General features: G+C 69.9%; 19 protein-coding genes and 2 tRNA genes. 14 read left to right on the forward strand and 7 right to left on the reverse strand.

Annotation, left to right across the window (positions count from 1 at the left end):
* Positions 1-8 precede the first annotated feature (8 nt).
* The 7 genes from gnd (at position 9) to ACFYX0_RS31445 (ending at position 8607) form a co-directional block, all read left to right on the forward strand.
* Positions 9-884, forward strand: coding sequence for a phosphogluconate dehydrogenase (NAD(+)-dependent, decarboxylating) (gnd, locus tag ACFYX0_RS31415; protein ID WP_388975174.1), 876 nt, complete (start codon positions 9-11; stop codon positions 882-884).
* 54 nt (positions 885-938) lie between these two features.
* Positions 939-2060 carry a DNA replication/repair protein RecF gene (gene recF, locus ACFYX0_RS31420; RefSeq protein WP_388975177.1) on the forward strand — a complete coding sequence of 374 codons (1122 nt, stop codon included), beginning with the start codon at positions 939-941 and terminating at the stop codon, positions 2058-2060.
* Entirely contained in the window at positions 2057-2590 is a 534-nt protein-coding gene (locus ACFYX0_RS31425) for a DciA family protein (protein ID WP_355906645.1), read from the forward strand. Before recF ends, ACFYX0_RS31425 begins: the two co-directional genes overlap by 4 nt.
* 361 nt (positions 2591-2951) lie before the next feature.
* Complete coding sequence (gene gyrB / locus ACFYX0_RS31430; protein ID WP_388975180.1) at positions 2952-5027, forward strand: DNA topoisomerase (ATP-hydrolyzing) subunit B; 2076 nt, start codon at positions 2952-2954, stop codon at positions 5025-5027.
* A gap of 42 nt (positions 5028-5069) precedes the next feature.
* Entirely contained in the window at positions 5070-7658 is a 2589-nt protein-coding gene (gyrA, locus tag ACFYX0_RS31435; protein ID WP_388975183.1) for a DNA gyrase subunit A, read from the forward strand.
* Positions 7659-7676: 18 nt separating this feature from the next.
* Positions 7677-8408, forward strand: coding sequence for a DUF3566 domain-containing protein (locus ACFYX0_RS31440; RefSeq protein ID WP_388975185.1), 732 nt, complete (start codon positions 7677-7679; stop codon positions 8406-8408).
* A 122-nt stretch (positions 8409-8530) separates the two neighbouring features.
* Positions 8531-8607, forward strand: a tRNA-Ile gene (locus tag ACFYX0_RS31445).
* Positions 8608-8955: 348 nt separating this feature from the next.
* On the opposite strand, the gene ACFYX0_RS31450 is transcribed toward ACFYX0_RS31445, so the two are convergent.
* From ACFYX0_RS31450 to ACFYX0_RS31460, 3 genes are all read right to left on the reverse strand, one after another.
* Positions 8956-9141: a hypothetical protein gene (locus ACFYX0_RS31450; protein WP_388975188.1), complete on the reverse strand. Its 186-nt coding sequence runs from the start codon at positions 9139-9141 to the stop codon at positions 8956-8958.
* Between the two features lie 28 nt (positions 9142-9169).
* Positions 9170-9529 (reverse strand): hypothetical protein, encoded by a 360-nt coding sequence (locus ACFYX0_RS31455; RefSeq protein ID WP_388975191.1) that lies wholly within the window; start codon positions 9527-9529, stop codon positions 9170-9172.
* Positions 9530-10062: 533 nt separating this feature from the next.
* Complete coding sequence (locus tag ACFYX0_RS31460) at positions 10063-10428, reverse strand: DUF6344 domain-containing protein (RefSeq protein ID WP_388975194.1); 366 nt, start codon at positions 10426-10428, stop codon at positions 10063-10065.
* 337 nt (positions 10429-10765) lie between these two features.
* Here ACFYX0_RS31460 and ACFYX0_RS31465 point away from each other — a divergent pair, with 337 nt between their 5' ends.
* Both ACFYX0_RS31465 and ACFYX0_RS31470 read left to right on the forward strand, forming a co-directional pair.
* Entirely contained in the window at positions 10766-10894 is a 129-nt protein-coding gene (locus tag ACFYX0_RS31465) for a DLW-39 family protein (protein ID WP_003999697.1), read from the forward strand.
* Positions 10895-11074: 180 nt separating this feature from the next.
* A complete protein-coding gene (locus tag ACFYX0_RS31470; protein ID WP_388975197.1) occupies positions 11075-12499 on the forward strand; it encodes a hypothetical protein in 1425 nt (474 codons plus the stop codon).
* 7 nt (positions 12500-12506) lie between these two features.
* On the opposite strand, the gene ACFYX0_RS31475 is transcribed toward ACFYX0_RS31470, so the two are convergent.
* Entirely contained in the window at positions 12507-14195 is a 1689-nt protein-coding gene (locus ACFYX0_RS31475) for a serine/threonine-protein kinase (RefSeq protein ID WP_388975200.1), read from the reverse strand.
* 86 nt (positions 14196-14281) lie between these two features.
* On the reverse strand, positions 14282-14830 hold the full coding sequence (locus ACFYX0_RS31480; RefSeq protein WP_388975203.1) for a helix-turn-helix domain-containing protein: 549 nt from the start codon (positions 14828-14830) through the stop codon (positions 14282-14284).
* Between the two features lie 181 nt (positions 14831-15011).
* Between ACFYX0_RS31480 and ACFYX0_RS31485 the strand changes: the two genes are divergently transcribed.
* Positions 15012-15084: transfer RNA gene (locus ACFYX0_RS31485), tRNA-Ala, on the forward strand.
* 474 nt (positions 15085-15558) lie between these two features.
* On the opposite strand, the gene ACFYX0_RS31490 is transcribed toward ACFYX0_RS31485, so the two are convergent.
* On the reverse strand, positions 15559-16254 hold the full coding sequence (locus ACFYX0_RS31490) for a DUF5324 family protein (RefSeq protein WP_355906621.1): 696 nt from the start codon (positions 16252-16254) through the stop codon (positions 15559-15561).
* A 485-nt stretch (positions 16255-16739) separates the two neighbouring features.
* Here ACFYX0_RS31490 and ACFYX0_RS31495 point away from each other — a divergent pair, with 485 nt between their 5' ends.
* Positions 16740-17273, forward strand: a complete 534-nt coding sequence (locus ACFYX0_RS31495; protein WP_311693760.1) for a peptidylprolyl isomerase — start codon at positions 16740-16742, stop codon at positions 17271-17273.
* 97 nt (positions 17274-17370) lie between these two features.
* Positions 17371-18282, forward strand: a complete 912-nt coding sequence (locus ACFYX0_RS31500; protein WP_388975204.1) for a rhomboid family intramembrane serine protease — start codon at positions 17371-17373, stop codon at positions 18280-18282.
* A 304-nt stretch (positions 18283-18586) separates the two neighbouring features.
* On the opposite strand, the gene crgA is transcribed toward ACFYX0_RS31500, so the two are convergent.
* Complete coding sequence (gene crgA / locus ACFYX0_RS31505; protein ID WP_355906615.1) at positions 18587-18841, reverse strand: cell division protein CrgA; 255 nt, start codon at positions 18839-18841, stop codon at positions 18587-18589.
* A 142-nt stretch (positions 18842-18983) separates the two neighbouring features.
* Between crgA and ACFYX0_RS31510 the strand changes: the two genes are divergently transcribed.
* Together ACFYX0_RS31510 and ACFYX0_RS31515 are read left to right on the forward strand one after the other, a co-directional pair.
* Positions 18984-19787 carry a DUF881 domain-containing protein gene (locus tag ACFYX0_RS31510; RefSeq protein ID WP_355906612.1) on the forward strand — a complete coding sequence of 268 codons (804 nt, stop codon included), beginning with the start codon at positions 18984-18986 and terminating at the stop codon, positions 19785-19787.
* 32 nt (positions 19788-19819) lie between these two features.
* A complete protein-coding gene (locus tag ACFYX0_RS31515; protein ID WP_388975207.1) occupies positions 19820-20500 on the forward strand; it encodes a class E sortase in 681 nt (226 codons plus the stop codon).
* The last annotated feature ends 17 nt before the right edge of the window (positions 20501-20517 follow it).

A 20517-nucleotide genomic window follows, 5' to 3' on the forward strand; every position in this document is an offset into this window, starting at 1 on the left:
AACAACTGATGGAGCTCGGTCTCGTCGGCCTCGGCAAGATGGGCGGCAACATGCGCGAGCGGATCCGCCGCGCAGGCCACACCGTCATCGGATACGACCGCAACCCGGACCTCGCCGACGTCCACAGCCTCGAAGAGCTTGTGGACAAGCTGCAGACCCCGCGGGTGGTGTGGGTGATGGTCCCGGCCGGTGGCCCGACCCAGTCCACGATCGACGAGCTGGCCAAGCTGCTGGAGCCCGGTGACGTCGTCGTGGACGGCGGCAACTCCCGCTGGACGGACGACGAGAAGCACGCCGAGGAGCTCGCGGCCAAGGGCATCGGCTTCGTCGACTGCGGTGTCTCCGGCGGCGTCTGGGGCCTGGAGAACGGCTACGCGCTGATGTACGGCGGCGACGCCGCGAACGTCGCCAAGGTGCAGCCGGTCTTCGACGCCCTCAAGCCCGAGGGCGCCTTCGGCGCGGTGCACGCGGGCAAGGTCGGCGCGGGCCACTTCGCGAAGATGGTCCACAACGGCATCGAGTACGCGATGATGCAGGCCTACGCTGAGGGCTGGGAGCTGCTGGAGAAGGTCGACTCCGTGGAGAACGTCCGCGAGGTCTTCCGCTCCTGGCAGGAGGGCACGGTCATCCGCTCCTGGCTGCTGGACCTCGCGGTCAACGCCCTCGACGAGGACGAGCACCTGGACAAGCTGCGCGGCTGGGCGGCCGACTCCGGCGAGGGCCGCTGGACCGTGGAGGCGGCCATCGACAACGCGGTGCCGCTGCCGGCCATCACCGCCTCGCTGTTCGCGCGCTTCAGCTCCCGTCAGGACGACTCCCCGCAGATGAAGATGATCGCGGCGCTGCGGAACCAGTTCGGCGGCCACGCGGTCGAGAAGAAGTGATCCACGGGACCGCCCGGCGGTCCCCACACCCCTGAGGGAGGTCGGCGAACGACCATGCACGTCACGCATCTGTCGCTGGCCGACTTCCGCTCGTACGCCCGGGTCGAGGTCCCGCTCGACCCGGGCGTCACCGCCTTCGTCGGCCCCAACGGCCAGGGCAAGACCAACCTCGTGGAAGCGGTCGGCTATCTCGCCACCCTCGGCAGCCACCGCGTCTCCTCCGATGCGCCCCTGGTCCGGATGGGCGCCGAGCGGGCGATCATCCGGGCGCAGGTCCGGCAGAGCGACCGACGGCAGCTGGTCGAACTGGAGCTGAACCCCGGCCGGGCCAACCGCGCCCGCATCAACAGGTCCTCGCAGGTCAGACCGCGCGACGTGCTCGGCATCGTGCGCAGCGTGCTGTTCGCGCCCGAGGACCTCGCGCTGGTCAAGGGCGACCCCGGCGAGCGCCGCCGCTTCCTGGACGAGCTGATCACCGCCCGCTCCCCGCGCATGGCGGCCGTCCGCTCCGACTACGACCGGGTCCTCAAGCAGCGCAACACCCTCCTCAAGTCGGCCGTGCTGGCCCGCCGCCACGGCGGACGCTCCATGGACCTGTCCACGCTGGACGTCTGGGACCAGCACCTCGCGCGCGCGGGCGCGGAGCTGCTCGCCCAGCGCCTGGACCTGATCGCCGCGCTCCAGCCGCTCGCCGACAAGGCGTACGAACACCTGGCCCCCGGCGGCGGCCCCCTCGCCCTGGAGTACAAGCCGTCAGCGCCCGGCGAGGCCCACACCCGCGAGGCCCTCTACGAGCAGCTGACGGCCGCGCTCGCCGAGGCCCGCAAGCAGGAGATCGAGCGCGGCGTCACCCTGGTGGGGCCCCACCGCGACGATCTGCTCCTCAAACTCGGTCAGCTGCCTGCCAAGGGGTACGCGTCCCACGGCGAGTCCTGGTCCTATGCGCTGGCGCTGCGCCTGGCGTCGTACGACCTCCTCCGTGCGGAGGGCAACGAGCCGGTCCTCGTCCTCGACGACGTCTTCGCCGAGCTGGACACCCGCCGCCGCGAGCGCCTCGCCGAATTGGTGGCGCCCGGTGAGCAGGTCCTGGTGACCGCCGCGGTCGACGACGACGTACCGCATGTACTGGCAGGGACGCGGTACACCGTGTCCGACGGCACCGTGGAGCGCGCATGAGCACCGGCGAACCCGCACCGAAGAAGACCCCCGAGCTGTCGGGCGTGGACCTCGCGCGCGTGGCGCTCCGGGCGGCCAAGGAACAGGCACGCGCGCGGGGGGACGCGGCGCAGCAGAAGAAGCAGGCGCGACGCGGCGGCCTGCGCTCCGGCGCGCGCGCCGACGGCCGCGACCCCATGGCGCTCGGGGCGGCCATCAACCGGCTGATCACCGAGCGCGGCTGGGAGACCCCGGCCGCGGTGGGCGGTGTGATGGGCCGCTGGCCGCAGATCGTCGGCGACGACCTGGCCAAGCACTGCGTCCCGCAGCGGTACGACGAGGACGAGCGCGTCCTGACCGTAGGCTGCGACTCCACGGCCTGGGCCACACAGCTGCGGCTGCTGGCCCCGCAACTGGTCGCGCGGCTGAACGAGGATCTCGGGCACGGAACGGTCCGGTTGATCAAGGTTCATGGCCCCGGCGGCCCCGCCCGCCGCTTCGGCCCCCTGCGCGCCCCGGGGAGCACGGGCCCCGGCGACACCTACGGGTGACCGACATCACGTCGGGCCGTCGGACGCATGCGCCGGCGGCCCTTTCACTGTGCCCGCGCGCGGTTGCGAACACCCGCCGGACTCCGACGTTGCCAAGGGTTGACAGCCGGAAGCGCTGAGTGCCGCGTAGAGCCCCTTGGGGACCCGTTCCGCATATGGGGAGTCGGGCGAGACCGGTTGAGGGCGGCACATGCGGATCCAGGTACCGGCAAACCCCCATCACTGTCGGCGCTACCGGTAGACTGGGTGACAATCCCGCCCCGATCGTGGGGACCGTCCGGGTAACGCTGAGCAACGCTGATCAAGGCTTACCAACGCAACATGCCGCAGCCGCTCCGGCAACCGCCGACGAGCCTGGCTTGTGCTGTGCCAGAAAGGGCGCTTCGTGGCCGATTCCGGCAACCCCAACGAGAACATCCCCTCCACCGACGCCGGCGCGGCGACCAGCGCGAACGGCGAGGTGACCGCGTCGTACGACGCCAGCGCCATCACCGTCCTCGAGGGTCTGGACGCGGTCCGCAAGCGACCTGGCATGTACATCGGCTCGACCGGTGAGCGTGGCCTGCACCACCTCGTGTACGAGGTCGTGGACAACTCCGTCGACGAGGCCCTGGCCGGCCACGCGGACACGATCGACGTGACGATCCTGGCCGACGGCGGCGTGCGCGTCGTCGACAACGGCCGCGGCATCCCCGTGGGCATCGTCCCCTCCGAGGGCAAGCCGGCCCTCGAGGTCGTGCTGACCGTTCTGCACGCGGGCGGCAAGTTCGGCGGCGGCGGCTACGCGGTCTCCGGCGGTCTGCACGGCGTCGGCGTCTCCGTCGTGAACGCCCTGTCCAGCAAGGTGTCGGTCGAGGTCAGGACCGACGGCCATCGCTGGACGCAGGACTACAAGATGGGCGTCCCGACGGCCCCGCTCGCCCAGCACGAGGAGACCGGCGACACCGGCACCTCGGTCACCTTCTGGGCCGACCCGGACATCTTCGAGACCACCGAGTACTCCTTCGAGACGCTCTCGCGGCGCTTCCAGGAGATGGCGTTCCTCAACAAGGGCCTGACGATCAGGCTCACCGACGAGCGGGAGTCGGCGAAGGCCACCGCAGGGGCGGACGAGGCCGGTGCCGATGAGAAGGACGAGGTCAAGGCCGTCACGTACCACTACGAGGGCGGCATCGTCGACTTCGTGAAGTACCTGAACTCCCGCAAGGGAGACGTGGTGCACCCGACGGTGATCGACCTCGAGGCCGAGGACAAGGACAAGAGCCTGTCCCTCGAGGTCGCGATGCAGTGGAACAGCGGATACAGCGAGGGCGTGTACTCCTTCGCCAACATCATCCACACCCACGAGGGCGGTACGCACGAGGAGGGCTTCCGTGCGGCGCTGACCTCGCTGATCAACAAGTACGCGCGCGACAAGAAGATGCTCCGCGAGAAGGACGACAACCTCACGGGCGATGACATCCGCGAGGGCCTGACAGCGATCATCTCGGTCAAGCTGAGCGAGCCGCAGTTCGAGGGCCAGACCAAGACCAAGCTGGGCAACACCGAGGCGAAGACGTTCGTCCAGAAGGCGGTCTACGAGCACCTCAACGACTGGCTGGACCGCAACCCGAACGAGGCGGCGGACATCGTCCGCAAGGGCATCCAGGCGGCCACCGCGCGCGTCGCGGCCCGCAAGGCGCGTGACCTCACCCGCCGCAAGGGCCTGCTGGAGAGCGCGTCCCTGCCGGGCAAGCTCTCGGACTGCCAGTCCAACGACCCGACCAAGTGCGAGATCTTCATCGTCGAGGGAGACTCCGCCGGCGGCTCGGCCAAGTCCGGCCGCAACCCGCAGTACCAGGCGATCCTCCCGATCCGGGGCAAGATCCTTAACGTCGAGAAGGCCAGGATCGACAAGATCCTGCAGAACCAGGAGATCCAGGCGCTGATCTCCGCGTTCGGCACCGGCGTGCACGAGGACTTCGATCTCGAGAAGCTCCGCTATCACAAGATCATCCTGATGGCGGACGCCGACGTCGACGGCCAGCACATCAACACCCTGCTGCTGACCTTCCTGTTCCGCTTCATGCGGCCGCTGGTCGAGGCCGGCCACGTGTTCCTCTCCCGTCCGCCGCTCTACAAGATCAAGTGGGGCCGGGACGACTTCGAGTACGCGTACTCGGACCGCGAGCGGGACGCGCTGATCGAGCTGGGCCGCCGCAACGGCAAGCGGATCAAGGACGACTCGGTGCAGCGCTTCAAGGGCCTCGGCGAGATGAACGCCGAGGAGCTGCGGGTGACGACCATGGACATCGACCACCGTGTCCTCGGCCAGGTCACCCTCGACGACGCGGCCCAGGCCGACGACCTCTTCTCGGTCCTGATGGGCGAGGACGTCGAGGCACGCCGCGCGTTCATCCAGCGCAACGCCAAGGACGTCCGCTTCCTCGACATCTGAGTCGGTCTCAGCTGACCGCACCAGGAAGGATCTTCACCAGCAATGGCCGACGAGAACACCCCCGTGACGCCTGAAGAGGGCGGCGACACCCTCCGCATCGAGCCTGTCGGGCTCGAGACGGAGATGCAGCGCTCGTACCTCGACTACGCGATGTCCGTCATCGTCTCGCGTGCGCTGCCCGACGTGCGGGACGGCCTCAAGCCCGTGCACCGCCGCGTCCTGTACGCGATGTACGACGGCGGCTACCGGCCCGAGAAGGGCTTCTACAAGTGCGCCCGCGTCGTCGGCGACGTCATGGGCAACTACCACCCGCACGGCGACTCCTCCATCTACGACGCGCTGGTCCGCCTCGCGCAGCCGTGGTCGATGCGGATGCCGCTGGTGGACTCCAACGGCAACTTCGGCTCCCCGGGCAACGACCCCGCCGCGGCCATGCGCTACACCGAGTGCAAGATGGCGCCGCTGTCGATGGAGATGGTCCGCGACATCGACGAGGACACCGTCGACTTCACGGACAACTACGACGGCCGCTCCCAGGAGCCGACGGTCCTTCCGTCCCGCTTCCCGAACCTGCTGATCAACGGCTCCGCCGGTATCGCGGTCGGCATGGCGACCAACATCCCGCCGCACAACCTGCGCGAGGTCGCGGCCGGCGCCCAGTGGTACCTGGAGAACCCCGAGGCCTCGCACGAGGAGCTGCTCGATGCCCTCATCGAGCGCATCAAGGGCCCCGACTTCCCGACCGGCGCCCTGGTGGTGGGCCGCAAGGGCATCGAGGAGGCCTACCGCACCGGCCGCGGCTCGATCACCATGCGCGCGGTCGTCGAGGTCGAGGAGATCCAGAACCGCCAGTGCCTGGTGGTCACCGAGCTGCCGTACCAGGTCAACCCGGACAACCTCGCGCAGAAGATCGCCGACCTGGTCAAGGACGGCAAGATCGGCGGCATCGCGGACGTCCGTGACGAGACCTCGTCCCGCACGGGCCAGCGCCTGGTCATCGTCCTGAAGCGCGACGCGGTCGCCAAGGTCGTGCTGAACAACCTCTACAAGCACACCGACCTGCAGACGAACTTCGGCGCCAACATGCTGGCGCTGGTCGACGGCGTGCCGCGCACCCTGTCCCTGGACGCGTTCATCCGCCACTGGGTGACGCACCAGATCGAGGTCATCGTCCGCCGTACGCGCTTCCGGCTGCGCAAGGCGGAGGAGCGCGCGCACATCCTGCGCGGTCTGCTGAAGGCCCTGGACGCCATCGACGAGGTCATCGCGCTGATCCGGCGCAGCGACACCGTCGAGATCGCCCGCGACGGCCTGATGAGCCTGCTGGAGATCGACGACATCCAGGCCAACGCCATCCTCGAGATGCAGCTGCGCCGCCTCGCGGCCCTGGAGCGCCAGAAGATCGTCCAGGAGCACGACGAGCTCCAGGCGAAGATCCGCGAGTACAACGAGATCCTCGCCTCGCCCGTCCGCCAGCGCGGCATCATCAGCGAGGAGCTCGCCGCGATCGTCGAGAAGTTCGGCGACGACCGCCGCAGCCAGCTGGTGCCCTTCGACGGCGACATGTCCATCGAGGACCTCATCGCCGAGGAGGACATCGTCGTCACGGTCAGCCGTGGCGGCTACATCAAGCGCACCAAGACCGACGACTACCGCGCCCAGAAGCGCGGCGGCAAGGGCGTGCGCGGCACGAAGCTGAAGGAGGACGACATCGTCGACCACTTCTTCGTGTCCACCACGCACCACTGGCTGCTGTTCTTCACCAACAAGGGCCGGGTCTACCGGGCCAAGGCCTACGAGCTGCCGGACGCCGGCCGGGACGCCCGCGGCCAGCACGTCGCGAACCTGCTGGCCTTCCAGCCCGACGAGGCGATCGCCGAGATCCTCGCCATCCGCGACTACGAGGCCGCGCCGTACCTGGTGCTCGCCACCAAGGGCGGACTGGTCAAGAAGACGCCTCTGAAGGATTACGATTCGCCGCGCTCCGGCGGCGTCATCGCGATCAATCTCCGCGAGATGGAGGACGGTTCCGATGACGAACTGATCGGGGCCGAGCTGGTGTCGCCCGATGATGATCTGCTTCTGATCAGCAAGAAGGCTCAGTCGATCCGGTTCACCGCGACCGATGACTCCCTGCGTCCGATGGGCCGTGCCACCTCGGGCGTCAAGGGCATGAGCTTCCGCGAGGGGGACGAGCTTCTCTCGATGAATGTTGTTCGACCCGGTACGTTCGTGTTCACTGCCACCGACGGCGGGTACGCGAAGCGGACCGTCGTCGACGAGTACCGCGTCCAGGGTCGCGGCGGCCTCGGCATCAAGGCTGCCAAGATCGTCGAGGACCGTGGTTCGCTCGTCGGCGCGCTGGTGGTCGAGGAGACCGATGAGATCCTCGCCATCACGTTGTCGGGCGGTGTGATTCGTACGCGAGTCAACGAGGTCAGGGAGACGGGCCGTGACACCATGGGCGTCCAACTGATCAACCTGGGCAAGCGCGATGCCGTGGTCGGTATCGCACGTAACGCCGAAGCGGGGCGTGAGGCGGAGGAGGTCGACGGTGACGATGCCGTGGACGAGACCGCCGAGGCCGCGGCCACCGGCACGGACGAGGGTCTGGCGCCCTCGGCCGAGTAGCACGAGGAGTGAGTCAGCGTGAGCGGAGCCACGGGCGCCGGATCGACCGGCACGGACACGGACGGCGGCGGCCGTGGCTCCGCCACGGACTCGACGCACTCCCATGAGTCTCATGGATCCCAGGGGGGAACTGTGACGGACACCCGAGGCCCGCAGACCCAGCAGTACGAGGCTGGAGCGGGCCCGGCCGCTCCGGGCGGCCAGCAGGCCGCGCCGGAGGCACAGCCGGCCGCGGCACCGGCCGACGCCTCGCCCCTGCCGGGGGAGCGCCGGTCGCAGCAGGCCGCGGGGCCCTACCACCCGCCGCAGGCCTACCAGGCGCAGCAGCCGGCGGCGGGCGCCGTGCGCCGTCCCCGGACCGGCGCGAGCACCACTCCCCGCACCCGCAAGGCGCGGCTCAGGGTGGCGAAGGCCGACCCGTGGTCGGTGATGAAGGTCAGCTTCCTGCTCTCCCTCGCGCTCGGCATCTGCACGATCGTGGCGGCCGCGGTGCTGTGGATGGTCATGGACGCCATGGGCGTCTTCTCCACGGTCGGCGGGACGATCTCGGAGGCCACCGGCTCGAACGATTCGAACGGCTTCGACCTCCAGTCGTTCCTGTCCCTGCCGAACGTCCTCATCTTCACGACGGTCATCGCGGTCATCGACGTGATCCTGGCCACCGCCCTCGCGACGCTTGGCGCGTTCATCTACAACCTCTCGGCGGGCTTCGTGGGCGGCGTCGAGCTGACGCTGGCGGAGGACGAGTGAGCGGGACCTGAAGGGGCGTGACGGCCCGGCCGTCCGCCCCCGGGTAACCGATTTTGGGACTTCCCACGTCGTGCGCTAATCTTCAGGGGTCAGCGCGCGGGACACACACCGCAAAGCGCGGCGGGGCTATAGCTCAGTTGGTTAGAGCGCATCCCTGATAAGGATGAGGCCACAGGTTCAAATCCTGTTAGCCCCACCAGCGAAAAGACCCCCGGCCCATTACGGCCGGGGGTCTTTTGGCATGAACGGTTGACACCAACAGCGATGGTCGGCCGATGAGCGGATCTTCCAGCAGCTCGGCGAAGGTCCGGGAGAAGCCCACCGTGTCGATCATGCCGCCATACTCCGACGAGAAGATCAGGTCATGGTCCGGCTCCTGCGACCAGTGGCGCGCTCCACCTGGACGCCATGAACCACGCCCGCTCCACGGTGTGGTCGACGGCGGACGGGACGGGAGCCGGGGAAAGTGGGGGTTGCTGGGCAGTCGCGCGGAACGTGACGTGCTGCGGCCCAAGGAGCGGGCAGCGCGCCACCTGGGGCGACTGCGTCAGCCGACCAGCATCGAGCTGGAGAACGCGATGATCACGCAAAGCCCCGCGCCCAGCAGCAGGAGGACTCCTGCCTGGCCGATTCGCAGCCCTGCACGGCCGGCGCGGCCGACGCGGAACTCCGGTCGGGCCGCGGAGTTCGTCCAGCCGGCGAGTCCGGCGCCACCGAAGGCGAGCAGCGCCATGCCGAACAGCGTCAGTGCCGCGTACCCTTCAGCGCGGGCCGGGCTGATCCCCACGTAGGAGCCGGGGGGGGACCCGGTCCAGGCGGGCGATCTGTCTTGGGGCCAAGGACGGGTTCGCGGTGAAGCGTGCCGCTGGGTCGGTGGAGCGGCCGTCGTCCGACCGGAAGATGCCGCTGCACCAGATCTCGGGCTTCGGCTGGCCGACCCGTGCGCAGGATGCGACTGTGAGCGTGCCGGGCTCGCCCAGCAGGCCGAGGGCGTGGCCTCCCTGGTAGAGGCCGAAGGTCGTCAGCCCGGCCCCGATCAGCGCGAACAGGACAGAGAACGCCGACCGCTGGGCCGGGTTCGCCGGCCGTGACGGACCGCGGTTCGAGATCACTGGTGCCATGTGCTGCCTCCGTGACCTGGTGGTTCCCTGAAGACGACACGTGACGCTATCGGACGAGAACAGATCTGAGGCCGGGAGGCAGTCTCGACGGCCGGGTGAGAGCCGACCCCGGGGCGGGCCTGGGTTGACACCGACAAGCGCGAACGGCAGCGGTCGAGACCGGACCCAACTGAACGATCGGCCGAGGCGCGGCTTGCATCGAGAAATCCGCCTCGCGTCGCCTGTTACCTGTTCTGATGCCTCCCGCCCGGAGTCGGCGAGGTGATCGACGTCGTGCTGAGGCCGAGAGTGCGCGATTTCGTGCCGGTGGATCCGGAGTTCCGCGGACGGGCAGGGTTTGATGTCCACTCGGGGATCCCACGGGCATTCCCGTGGGAAAGGACGGCATCTGGTTCGCGGCATGTGTCAACGGCCCGGCACCTGGGAGCAGGTGCCGGGCCGTTCGCCCAGGGGGTGTTGTTGTACGCAAGATCGCCCGGGGTGGGGCCGCGACGCTTTTGAGGGGACGGTGGCGCGCGGTCGGAGAGGTCAGGTCAGTGCTGGAGCCGCACGGTCGTTTCGGGAGGGTCGGCGGGCCGGCTGGGGGCTCTGAGCGCGCAGCGGGCCAGACGGAGCGTCGGGGCGGAGACCGGCAGGCGGCCGCGGCAGGCCGGGGAGGAACCGTGGGCCTCGGCGCTGATCCGTTGTTTCATCGTGGGGGGCAGTGACCGGTCGCGGGGCCATCGTGCGTGGACCGGTCGCGCCGGTGTCACCTGGGCGTCGGCCGTGTTGCGGGCCGGCTGGTGCTGGGGTACCTCCGCGGCGGCGGTGGTCGTGGTGATGAATCCCAGCGCGGTGAACAGCGCGAGGAAGGCGGTGACGACGGCGGTCCACAGCTTCAAGACCGTGTTACGGGCCATGACCTCTCACTTTCGGGTCGAGCGATTTGCGTACTTTCCTCATGATGTGTATGAGGGTCGCGAAGTGGTGGACCGACGCCCGTGGCGCGTCGATCTTCGGATGAACACCACTCGGATGGACGCACAAGACCCGGAAAAGTCAGGAAAGGCGCTGGAGGGCGTCGAACATCACACTCTGTGAAGGGTGCTCACGCGGAGATGTGACAGGGGACGCCCGGCCGTACTCGGGTCTGCCGGACCGGAGTTGAGCACCGGCTCAGGTCACCGATCGATATCGATCGGTGTGTATAGTCGGGCGCCAGAGGTCCCCTACGTCAAGGAAAGACGAGGTCGCGCGGTGAAGAAGCTTCTCCTGGTCGCACTGGCCGCCATCGGCGGGCTCCTCGTGTACCGCCAGATCCAGGCGGATCGCGCCGAGCAGGATCTGTGGACGGAGGCGACCGACTCCGTGCCCACGGGTTCGTGAGTCCTCACGGACAACAGACATCAGAGCAGGCCCCGACCGCCGGTGCGGTCGGGGTTTTGTGTTTCCCCGCCTCCTCGGGGGAGCGTTTCGGCCGCTCGTACGTAATACCGGGATGCCGCCGTGGCCCCCGGGGCAGGATGGGCGGGGGCCCGGGACAGCGGAGCACGGCGGGGGTGCAGCGTGAGGAAGCGGCGTACGGAAGCGGGAGGCGGATCCCCGCGGCGCGGTCGTACGCCGGCGCACGCGGCCCTGGCGTTGTGCGCGGCGATGATGCTCGGCACCGCATCGGCGCCCCCCGCGCAGGCCGCACCGGCCGCCGCGGCCGACGACGGCCCGCCCGCCCCGTACGCGTTCGCCCCCGGCGCCCGCGCGATCACCGGTGCGACGGGCACCACGGACGCCGTACGCCTGGATCCCGGGCACCTCTACCGCAGCGCACTGCCCCCGGGCTCCAAGCGCTACTACCGGCTCGACCTCGACGCCGCCGCCAACGCCTACGTCTCCGCGACGGCCGTGCCGCGGGCGGGGGCACGGGTCACCTCCTCCGACGGACTCAAGGTGTCCGTGCAGGACGCCGACGGCACCACCTGCTCCTCGGACACCGCACACTTCGGCCCCACCCAGAGCCCGCACCCGATCGCCGCCTGGGCCTCGCGCGAGACCGGCCCCGGGACCTACGGGTGCAAGGGGGCGGGGCCGTACTACGTGGTCGTCGAACGGCGCGACCTGACCGCCGCCCTGCCCGTCGGCTGGGACCTGGAGCTCGACTACGTCTCCGAACCGGCCCCGCGCCGGGCCGGGGCCGTCACCCCGCCCGGCACCTGGAACTCCGCGCCCCCGGAGCCCCTCCTCGGGGAGGCCGCGCGGCGCGCGGGAGGGGTCGGCTTCGCCACGGCGAGCGCGGTGGGGCAGGGCGTCTGGCAGGACGCGATCAAGCCGGGAGAGACCCTCTTCTACAAGGTGCCCGTCGACTGGGGACAGCAGCTCTCCGCCAGTGTCGAGATGGGCAGTTCCGGGGGCGGCGACGGCTATGTCGGCACCGCTCTGGCCATGTCGCTGTACAACCCCGTCCGGGCCTACGTCGAGGACGCCGACGCCGGGTACAGCGGCGCGCAGACCTCGGCCGTACTGGATCCGCTGCCGCCCGTCGACTACGCCAACCGCGGGGCCGTCGGCAGCCGTTCGGGCGGCATGCGGTTCGCGGGCTGGTACTACCTGGCCGTCCACCTCGGGGCACCCACGGCGGAACGGTTCGGCAGCGGCCCGTTCGGGCTGACCCTGAGGGTGCGGGTGAGCGGGAAGCCGGTGCCCGGGCCGGTGTACGCCGGGCGGTCCGTGCCGCGCGATGTGTTCCTGGTCACGTCCGCGGATCGGGAGGAGGCGACGGCGGGCACCGGGACGCAGTCCGACGCGAGCCCGGGCGACGGCTCGGGCGGGTCCTCGCCCAGCACCGCTCCGACCCGCATCCGCAAGGTGGCGGCGGCGGATCCCCGCGCGATGACGATGGTCGCCGTGGGCGGGATCGGCACCGGGAGTGCGCTGGTCCTGTGGCTCGGCCTGTGGACCGTGGCCGCCCGCCGGCGGGAGCGCCGCCGGGCGGGGTGAGCGCCGCTCAGATGCGGGTCAGGGCCCAGAAGCCCACCGCGAAGCAGACGAGCGCGAGGAGCAGGACCGGCACGGCGACCTTCGCCGGCGGCCCCGCCGGCCGGGGAGCCGCTCTTCTGCCGTGCCGCGCGACCCGCTGTGGCCGGGTGGGGGCGTACGGCGACGGCACGGCGCTCGCGTGGGCGCTCTGCCCGGCGGCGGCCGCCGCCGGGGCCGTGTGCGGGCCGGGGGTGGGCACGCACGTGGGTTCGTGATGCGGGGCGGGGGCCGTGTACGCGGGCGCCGGAGCCGGGGCCACGACGGTGGCGGGGGGCGCGGGCGGCTGTCCGGGTGGGCCCGGCACCGCACCGAGTGCCGTTCGTGGCAGCGGCGGCGGCAGCGGGAAGCTCCCGGTGTCCGACATCGTGGACGGCCGCGCGGGAGGCGTCGGATCGGCGGCCGGCCTGGGCGGTACGCCGACGGGCGCGGCCTGCGGGCGTACGGCGGGGGGAGGCGGCCCGGGTGCCGCGGCGGGGGTGCCGGGGCCGGGGGGAGGGGGCGTGGGAGGGGCGGCGGGCACGGGCGTGCCGGACGCTGTGGGTGCGGTGGTCGGGCGTGGGGGGATCGCGCCGGTCGTGAGCCGTGCCGGTCCCCCCTCGGTCCCGGCGGACGCCGTCCAAGCGGCGCCGTTCGCTCCCGAGCCGTTCGCCCGCGAGTCGCTCGCTCCCGTGCCACCGGCCGCGCCGCCCGATGCGTCGAGTGCGGGGCCGGATGCCCCGGCCGTGGTCCCCGATGTGCGCGCGCGTCCCGTCGCCTGCGTCACCCCCGACGCCGTACCCAGCGGTCCCTCGGGCCCGAACCCCGCCGGGAGCGGCCCGAGTTGGTCGAAGATCTCGACCCGTTCGTCGTCGTCGCCCGGCTCGGGCAGCAGCTCCCTGGCCGAGCCGAGGGCCTTGCGTGCCCCCGTGGCGGTGCGGAAGCGCGCGGCCGGGTCCGGTTGCAGCAGCGTCGCCACGACCTCCCACAGGGGCGCGGGAACGCCGCGCGGCGCCCCGGGGGTGCCATGGGAGGCGAAGTGCTCGACCAGGGCCCTGGCGTCCGGTTTGGCGCCCTGGAGCAGATACAGCGCGACCAGGCCCACGGCGAACAGATCGGACGGGAAGTCCGGTTCCGAGCCCAGCAGTTGCTCGGGTGCGAGATAGCCGGGGGTCCCGACCACGTAGTCGGTCTCCGTCAGCCGCGGCTCTCCCAGGCGCATCGCGATGCCGAAGTCGGACAACCGCAGCCGGGGCCGGGCGGTGCCGGTGGCCTCCAGAAGCACGTTGGCGGGCTTGATATCCCGGTGCACGACCCCTTCCGCGTGCACGGCGGCGAGCCCGGACAGCAGCTGGTCGAGCAGGGTGCAGACGAACGCGGGAGGCAGCGGGCCGTAGTCCCCGACGAGATGGACCAGCGAGCCCCCGGCGACCAGGTTCATGGTGAACAGGACCTTGTCGTCGTCCGCGGCCCAGCTGGCGGGGGCGAGCACATGGGGATGGTCGATGCGCAGCGCCTGCTCGCGCACGAAGCGCAGCAGCGCGTGGGCGTCTCTCTGCTGCAGGACCTTCGCGGCCACATAGCGGCGCCGCCGGTGGTCCCAGGCGCGCCAGACCGCGCCGACTCCCCCGCGCCCGATGGGATCGACCAGTTCGTACCGTCCGGCGAAGACCTCACCCATGGTCGTACGTCGCTCCCCCTTCCGGACGGCGTCGGGGACTCCCGCGCACCCCCCGGCGCGGGAGCCCCCGGCGGCCGAGGTCTCGGCTAGTTCTGGTAGGACTGGTAGTGGGCGACCGCGTCGGAAGTGCGGCCGGCGCCGTACACCCGGAGGAACTCTGCCAGCTCCGGGTGGCTCGGGGCGAGGGTGTCCGCCGCCTCGATGATGTCGCCGGCCGCCGCCACCGAACGCAGCAGTGACTGGATCTCGCGGACCACCCGCTTGACCGTGGGCACTCCGGAACTGCTCGTCGGTTGCGTGGTGTTGTTGAGCACGGAGCCCCCCTGCGACTTTCTGATCTCGTCCATCCGGTCGGTCGCCTCGGCCGCGCTCACGCTGCCGTCCGCGACCTGCCCCGCCAGGTCCTGCAGCAGTTGCACCCGCTGGACCACCGCGGGATTGCCGATCTTGGCGCGCTGACCGCTCATCAGCTGTGACAGCATCGGCGCGGACAGGCCCAGTACACCGGCGAGACGGGCCTGGTTGAGGCCGAGATCCTCGATGAGCTTACGGAAGAGCGCCCCCAACGGCTCTCCGTACCAGTTCCGCTGCAGCTCCCGCGCTCTTGCGGTGGCTTCCTGCTGTGCGGCGTCCATTGCGTCTCCCCATCGCTTCCCCAAGTACTGCGGTTCGCTGTCGCGAACCACGACGAGCATCTTACGGAGAGTGGTCGTCCACGGGGACCCCCCACTTTTTTGCGAGATTCCGGGGGTGACCCGGTACGCTGGTGCGCAGCGCCCGGCGATGTGTGTCCGCGTCGGCCGGACGTGCGTACTCGGGGCCTTAGCTCAGTTGGTAGAGCGCTGTCTTTGCATGGCAGATGTCAGGGGTTCGACTCCCCTAGGCTCCACGTCTCGGACCGGTCAGACTCCCTCGCGGCGGCTGGCCGGTTCTGCTTTGGGGGGTGACCTGCACCACTCCCGCTCGTTTGCAGGCATTGCATTTCTTTGCGCAAACGATATCGGCCCGTGTTGAAATCCGGGCTCCGGGGGTGAGGGGCCGGTGGGGCCGGCGGGTGGTGCGGGGTGGTTTGAGACATCTTGTGGGGGCCGGTGTGCCCGGAGGTGCGTAAGCGTGGGGATGCGCTCCGTAAGTGAAGTCTCCACGGAATGTGCACACATGAGGCGTTGCAAACGTCATCACGCGGAGAAAGTGTGAACGCCCGCCGGGGTGAGAGGGAATCTTCCGCTGTCTCCGGGACGTGTGCGGGTTCGCACGCCGTTCCACGTGAAACATCGCCAGGGCGGCACTGTGGGGCAGGAGGCGTTCAAGTCTCCTGCCCCACAAGGGTGGTGAGATCAATCCGGCGCGGAGCCGGCCGGATTCAGCGGCGGTCGTCGTTGTCCGGGGAATCCTCCTCGGCTTGCTTCGCCTGTACCTCCGGGTCCAGCGCGTCGGTGCCGTCCACCGATGTCAGACGGTCGTCCTGCGGGACCTCGGTCGCGGCGGGCGGCTCCACGAGCCAGTCCGGGTTCGCCTGCTTGTCCCACCACTTCCAGGCGGCGAAGGCCCCGGCGGTCAGCAGACCCAGCAGCCCCAGTCCCTTGACGGCACGGCCGACCCTGGCCCGCCGCTGCTGCCGGCGCACCAGCTTCTGGACCTGCTGGGGCGTGACCTGACCGCGTAGCGCGGCCAGCGCCGCGGCTCCACGGGCCGCCGCCTCCTCCCGTACAGGACCGGCGACCGCGACCGCCTGCTCGATCCTCGGGCGGGAGTAGTCGGCTGCCTGGCGGGCGGCCTTGAGGGTGTAGGCGGCTGCTTCCTGCGCGGCATGGTCCACCTTGGGCGGCACATGGGTGCGGGCCTGTTCCAGTCGCGGGGCGAGGTGGGCGCCGTACTGGATACGAGCCTGCTCGGCGGCCTGCGACACCCGGGGTGCGAGTCGCACGCGCGCCTCGTGTGCGTAGTGCGCTGCCTTGTCCTTGGCCGTGTCGGCGTAGGGCGCCACCACTTCCGCGGCATGCAGCACGCTGTCCTTCGCCGAACCGGTCGCGGCGCGCACGCTGTCGATGCGGGTCACGGGATTCCTCCTCCTCGGTGGCGTACGGTCATTCGACTTTCCCGCCTTTTACGGATCATGCCTCTCGAAGGACTCCCGAGCATGCGAGGACGGGCATCCGGGTCACAAGGCCCATGAGGAGCCACACGGGGCGCCTCGGGCCGGTGCCGGACCGACGACGGACGGGGCGATCATGTGCATCGGCTGATCACGCGCGATAGCGGATGAATAGGGGCAACAGGAGCTTGTCCCCGACAATGCCACGGATCGCCGTGCCGCGCCCCCGTGACGGGAGGACCCGGCCTGATTTCCGCTCCCACGGACTCCGGGCCGGAGCCCGTGGCGGCCCGGAGCCCGGTTCCGGATCTTTCCGGCCGGGCGCTCAGCCGCCCGGGGTGTGCCGGGGGAACACACCGCGGATGCGGGCCGAGAAGCGGTGGCCGGACGACTCCGGGCGCGTACCGTGCGAGGATCAGGGAGTCACAGAGGACAACGGAAGGCACATCGTGGCTGAGCAGCTTTACGCCACCCTGAAGACCAACCACGGCGACATCCTGGTCCGGCTCCTGCCGAACCACGCGCCCAAGACGGTCCGTAACTTCGTCGAGCTCGCCAAGGGCGAGCGCGAGTGGGTCGACCCCGCCACCGGTGAGAAGTCCACGAAGAAGCTCTACGACGGCACGGTCTTCCACCGGGTGATCAGCGGTTTCATGATCCAGGGCGGTGACCCGCTGGGCAACGGCACGGGTGGCCCGGGCTACCAGTTCGAGGACGAGTTCCACCCGGACCTCGCCTTCGACAAGCCGTACCTGCTGGCCATGGCCAACGCGGGCCCGGGCACCAACGGCTCGCAGTTCTTCATCACGGTCGCCCCGACGGCCTGGCTGACCCGCAAGCACACCATCTTCGGTGAGGTCGCCGACGCGGCGAGCCAGAAGGTCGTGGACTCCATCGCCACCACCCAGACCAACCCGCGCACGGACCGCCCGGTCAACGACGTCGTCATCGAGTCGGTCGTCGTCGAGTCCCGCGAGGGCTGACCCCACCGGGACACCCCGCACGAGGGAACAAAAGTGCCCCGCCCATCCGTAAGAGGATAGGGCGGGGCCAACCCGTCGTACGGAGAGTGAGGGGACCATGGGCCAGGCGCCAGGCAGTCCGCAGGACCCGCAGAACCAGGGGCCGCACGAAGCCCGGGAGCTGCCGGTCTGCTACCGGCACCCGGACCGTGAGACGGCCATCCGCTGCACCCGCTGCGAGCGGCCCATTTGTCCGGAGTGCATGGTCAGCGCCTCGGTGGGCTTCCAGTGTCCCGAGTGCGTCCGCAGCGGGTCCGGCACGGGCCACGCCCCGGCCGCCTCCCAGCCGCGCACGCTCGCGGGCGGCACCGTCACCGCCGACCCACGGCTGATCACCAAGATCCTCATCGGGATCAATCTGATCGTCTTCCTGCTCCAGCAGGCGCTGGGTGACACGTTCACCGACCGCTTCGCCCTCATCGGGCAGGCGACGTTCTCGATGGGCGGTCCGCTGCAGGGTGTCGCCGAGGGCCAGTGGTACCGGCTGCTGACGGCGATGTTCCTGCACGCCAACTACGTCCACATCCTGTTCAACATGCTCAGTCTGTGGTGGATCGGCGCTCCCCTGGAGGCGGCTCTCGGCCGTGCCCGCTATGTCGCGCTCTACTTCACCTCCGGACTGGCCGGCAGCGCGCTCACCTATCTGCTCGCCGCCCCGGTCGAGCCCTCGCTCGGCGCCTCCGGCGCGATCTTCGGGCTCTTCGGTGCCACCGCCGTGCTCATGCGCCGGCTCAGGTACGACATGCGCCCGGTGATCGGTCTCCTGGTCGTCAACCTGATCATCACCTTCGGGTGGGGCAACATCGCATGGCAGGCCCATATCGGGGGACTCGTCGCCGGTGTGGTGGTCGGCTACGCCATGGTCCACGCCCCGCGCGAGCGGCGGAACCTCGTCCAGTACGGGGTGTGTGCGCTGGTGCTCGCCGTCGTTGTCGTGCTGGCCCTCGTGAGGACGGCCCAGCTCACCTGAGCGGTGTATCCGCACAGGCCGTAGCCCCAGGTTGTACCCAGCGTTGTCCACAGTCTGCGGCGGATCTTGTGCATGCTGTGGGGAACAAGCGTGCCCCCTGTCACCGCCCGGAGTTTCCGCAGGTGGGACAGGGGGCGAACACGTTTGCGGGGGCCGGTGATTCCGTCATACCGGCGTCAATCCCCGATGGGTTATCCACAGATCGTCGTTCTTTTTCCACTGGTCGTCGCCTCTGTGGACAAAAGCTGTGGATAACTCGCCGCAGGACCCTGGGAGGAGCCGTCCACGCAACCGTGCGAGGCCGCTACTTCCACTGGGTGGAGACGCCGAACCCCGCCGCGATGAAGCCGAAGCCCACCACGATGTTCCAGTTGCGCAGTGCGTGGACGGGCAGCGAGCCGTCGGTCACGTAGAAGACGACGATCCATGCGAGGCCGATGACGAACATCGCCAGCATGACGGGCGCGACCCAGCCGCGGCTGTCCAGCTTGATGTTCGCGGCCTGCTTGGACGGCGGCGGCGTGTAGTCGGCCTTCTTGCGGATACGTGACTTCGGCACGAGGGTCTCTCCTGTCGATGCGCTGCGTGGCCGCGCAGGGAACGGGGCGGGGCTCCGGGGCAGCGTACAAGGGGACACTGAGCGCTCCCCCGGGCGTCCGTTAGCGTAGTGCTTCCGCGGCGCCTAAGGAGATAAGGGTACGTTGAGCAATACGGCCGACTCGCCCCAGCCGGGTTCCGGTTCCCCCGGAACGGGGACCACGCCCCGGCCTCCGCGCCGGCTGCGGCCCGTGCGTGTCCTCACCGTGGGCGTCTTCGCCCTCGCCGGGATCCTCTTCTTCATGAGCTTCAACACGGCCAAGGGCACCGACATCCGTACGGACTCCTCGCTGCTGAAGCTCTCCGACCTGATCCACGACCGCAGCCACAAGAACGCCCGTCTCGACGAGTCCAACGCGACGCTGCGCGATGACGTCGAGGGCCTCGCCAAGCGGACCGGTGGCGGCAGCAGCAAGGCCGAGGAGGCCCGGCTCGCGGCGCTGGAGAAGAACGCCGGCACCCAGAAGCTCACGGGCAAGGCCGTCACGGTCACCCTCAACGACGCCCCGCCGGGTGCCACCGCCAAGCTCCCCGGCTACCCCGAGCCGCAGCCCGACTACCTGGTCATCCACCAGCAGGACCTGCAGGCCGTGGTGAACGCCTTGTGGCAGGGCGGCGCCCGCGGCATCAAGGTCATGGACCAGCGGCTGATCTCCACCAGCGCCGTGCGCTGCGTCGGCAACACCCTGATCCTCCAGGGCCGCGTCTACTCGCCCCCCTACAAGATCACCGCGATCGGTGACCCGGACAAGCTGCAGAAGTCCCTCGCCGCCTCGCCCGCGATCCAGAACTACATGGTCTACGTCAACGTCTACGGCCTCGGCTGGAACGTCACCGAGAACGGAACGGTGACTCTTCCCGGCTACTCGGGCACAGTGGACCTGCACTACGCGAAGCCCGTGGAGTAAGGGACCGGGAACGGCTGCCGCTGGGGGAACCTGTGCCGGTACGCGTGATCGTCAGGACCGTCAGCGAACTGTGCATCACCGTCGGCACCCTCATCGTGCTCTTCGTGGTCTACGTCCTGTTCTGGACCGGAGTGCGCGCGGACAGCGCCATGCACGACCAGATCGACCAGCTCACCCGGCAGTGGGCGAAGAACACGACGACGTCCGGGAGCCCGGCCGGCCCCGGGAGACCCGACCCGTACGTCCCCGGCAGACCGTTCGCCGTCATGTACATCCCGCGGTTCGGTTTCACGTGGAACAAGCCCGTCCTGGAGAACACCGCCACGGACACCCTCAAGAAAGGACTCGGCCACTACGCGGACACAGCCCAGCTCGGCCAGGAGGGCAACTTCGCGGTCGCCGGGCACCGGCGCACCTACGGCGACCCCTTCAAGGACTTCCCGCTGCTGCGCCCCGGCGACGCGATCGTCCTCACCGACGGCACCACTTGGTTCACGTATCGGATCGACAAAGGCCCTTACAAAACCGTGCCCTCGGACGTTGAAGCAATCGACCCTGTGCCACGTAAGTCGGGGTATACGCGTCCGGGACGCTATCTGACGCTGACCACGTGCGATCCGGAATGGGGGCACAGTCATCGCCTGATCGTCTGGGCGCACCTCGATGTCACACAGCCTGTGGACACAGGGAAACCGAAGGCCCTGCGCCGTTAGTCTGGTTGCGTGCGGCG

This window comes from Streptomyces sp. NPDC002573 (assembly GCF_042889625.1).
Taxonomy (GTDB): domain Bacteria; phylum Actinomycetota; class Actinomycetes; order Streptomycetales; family Streptomycetaceae; genus Streptomyces; species Streptomyces gibsoniae.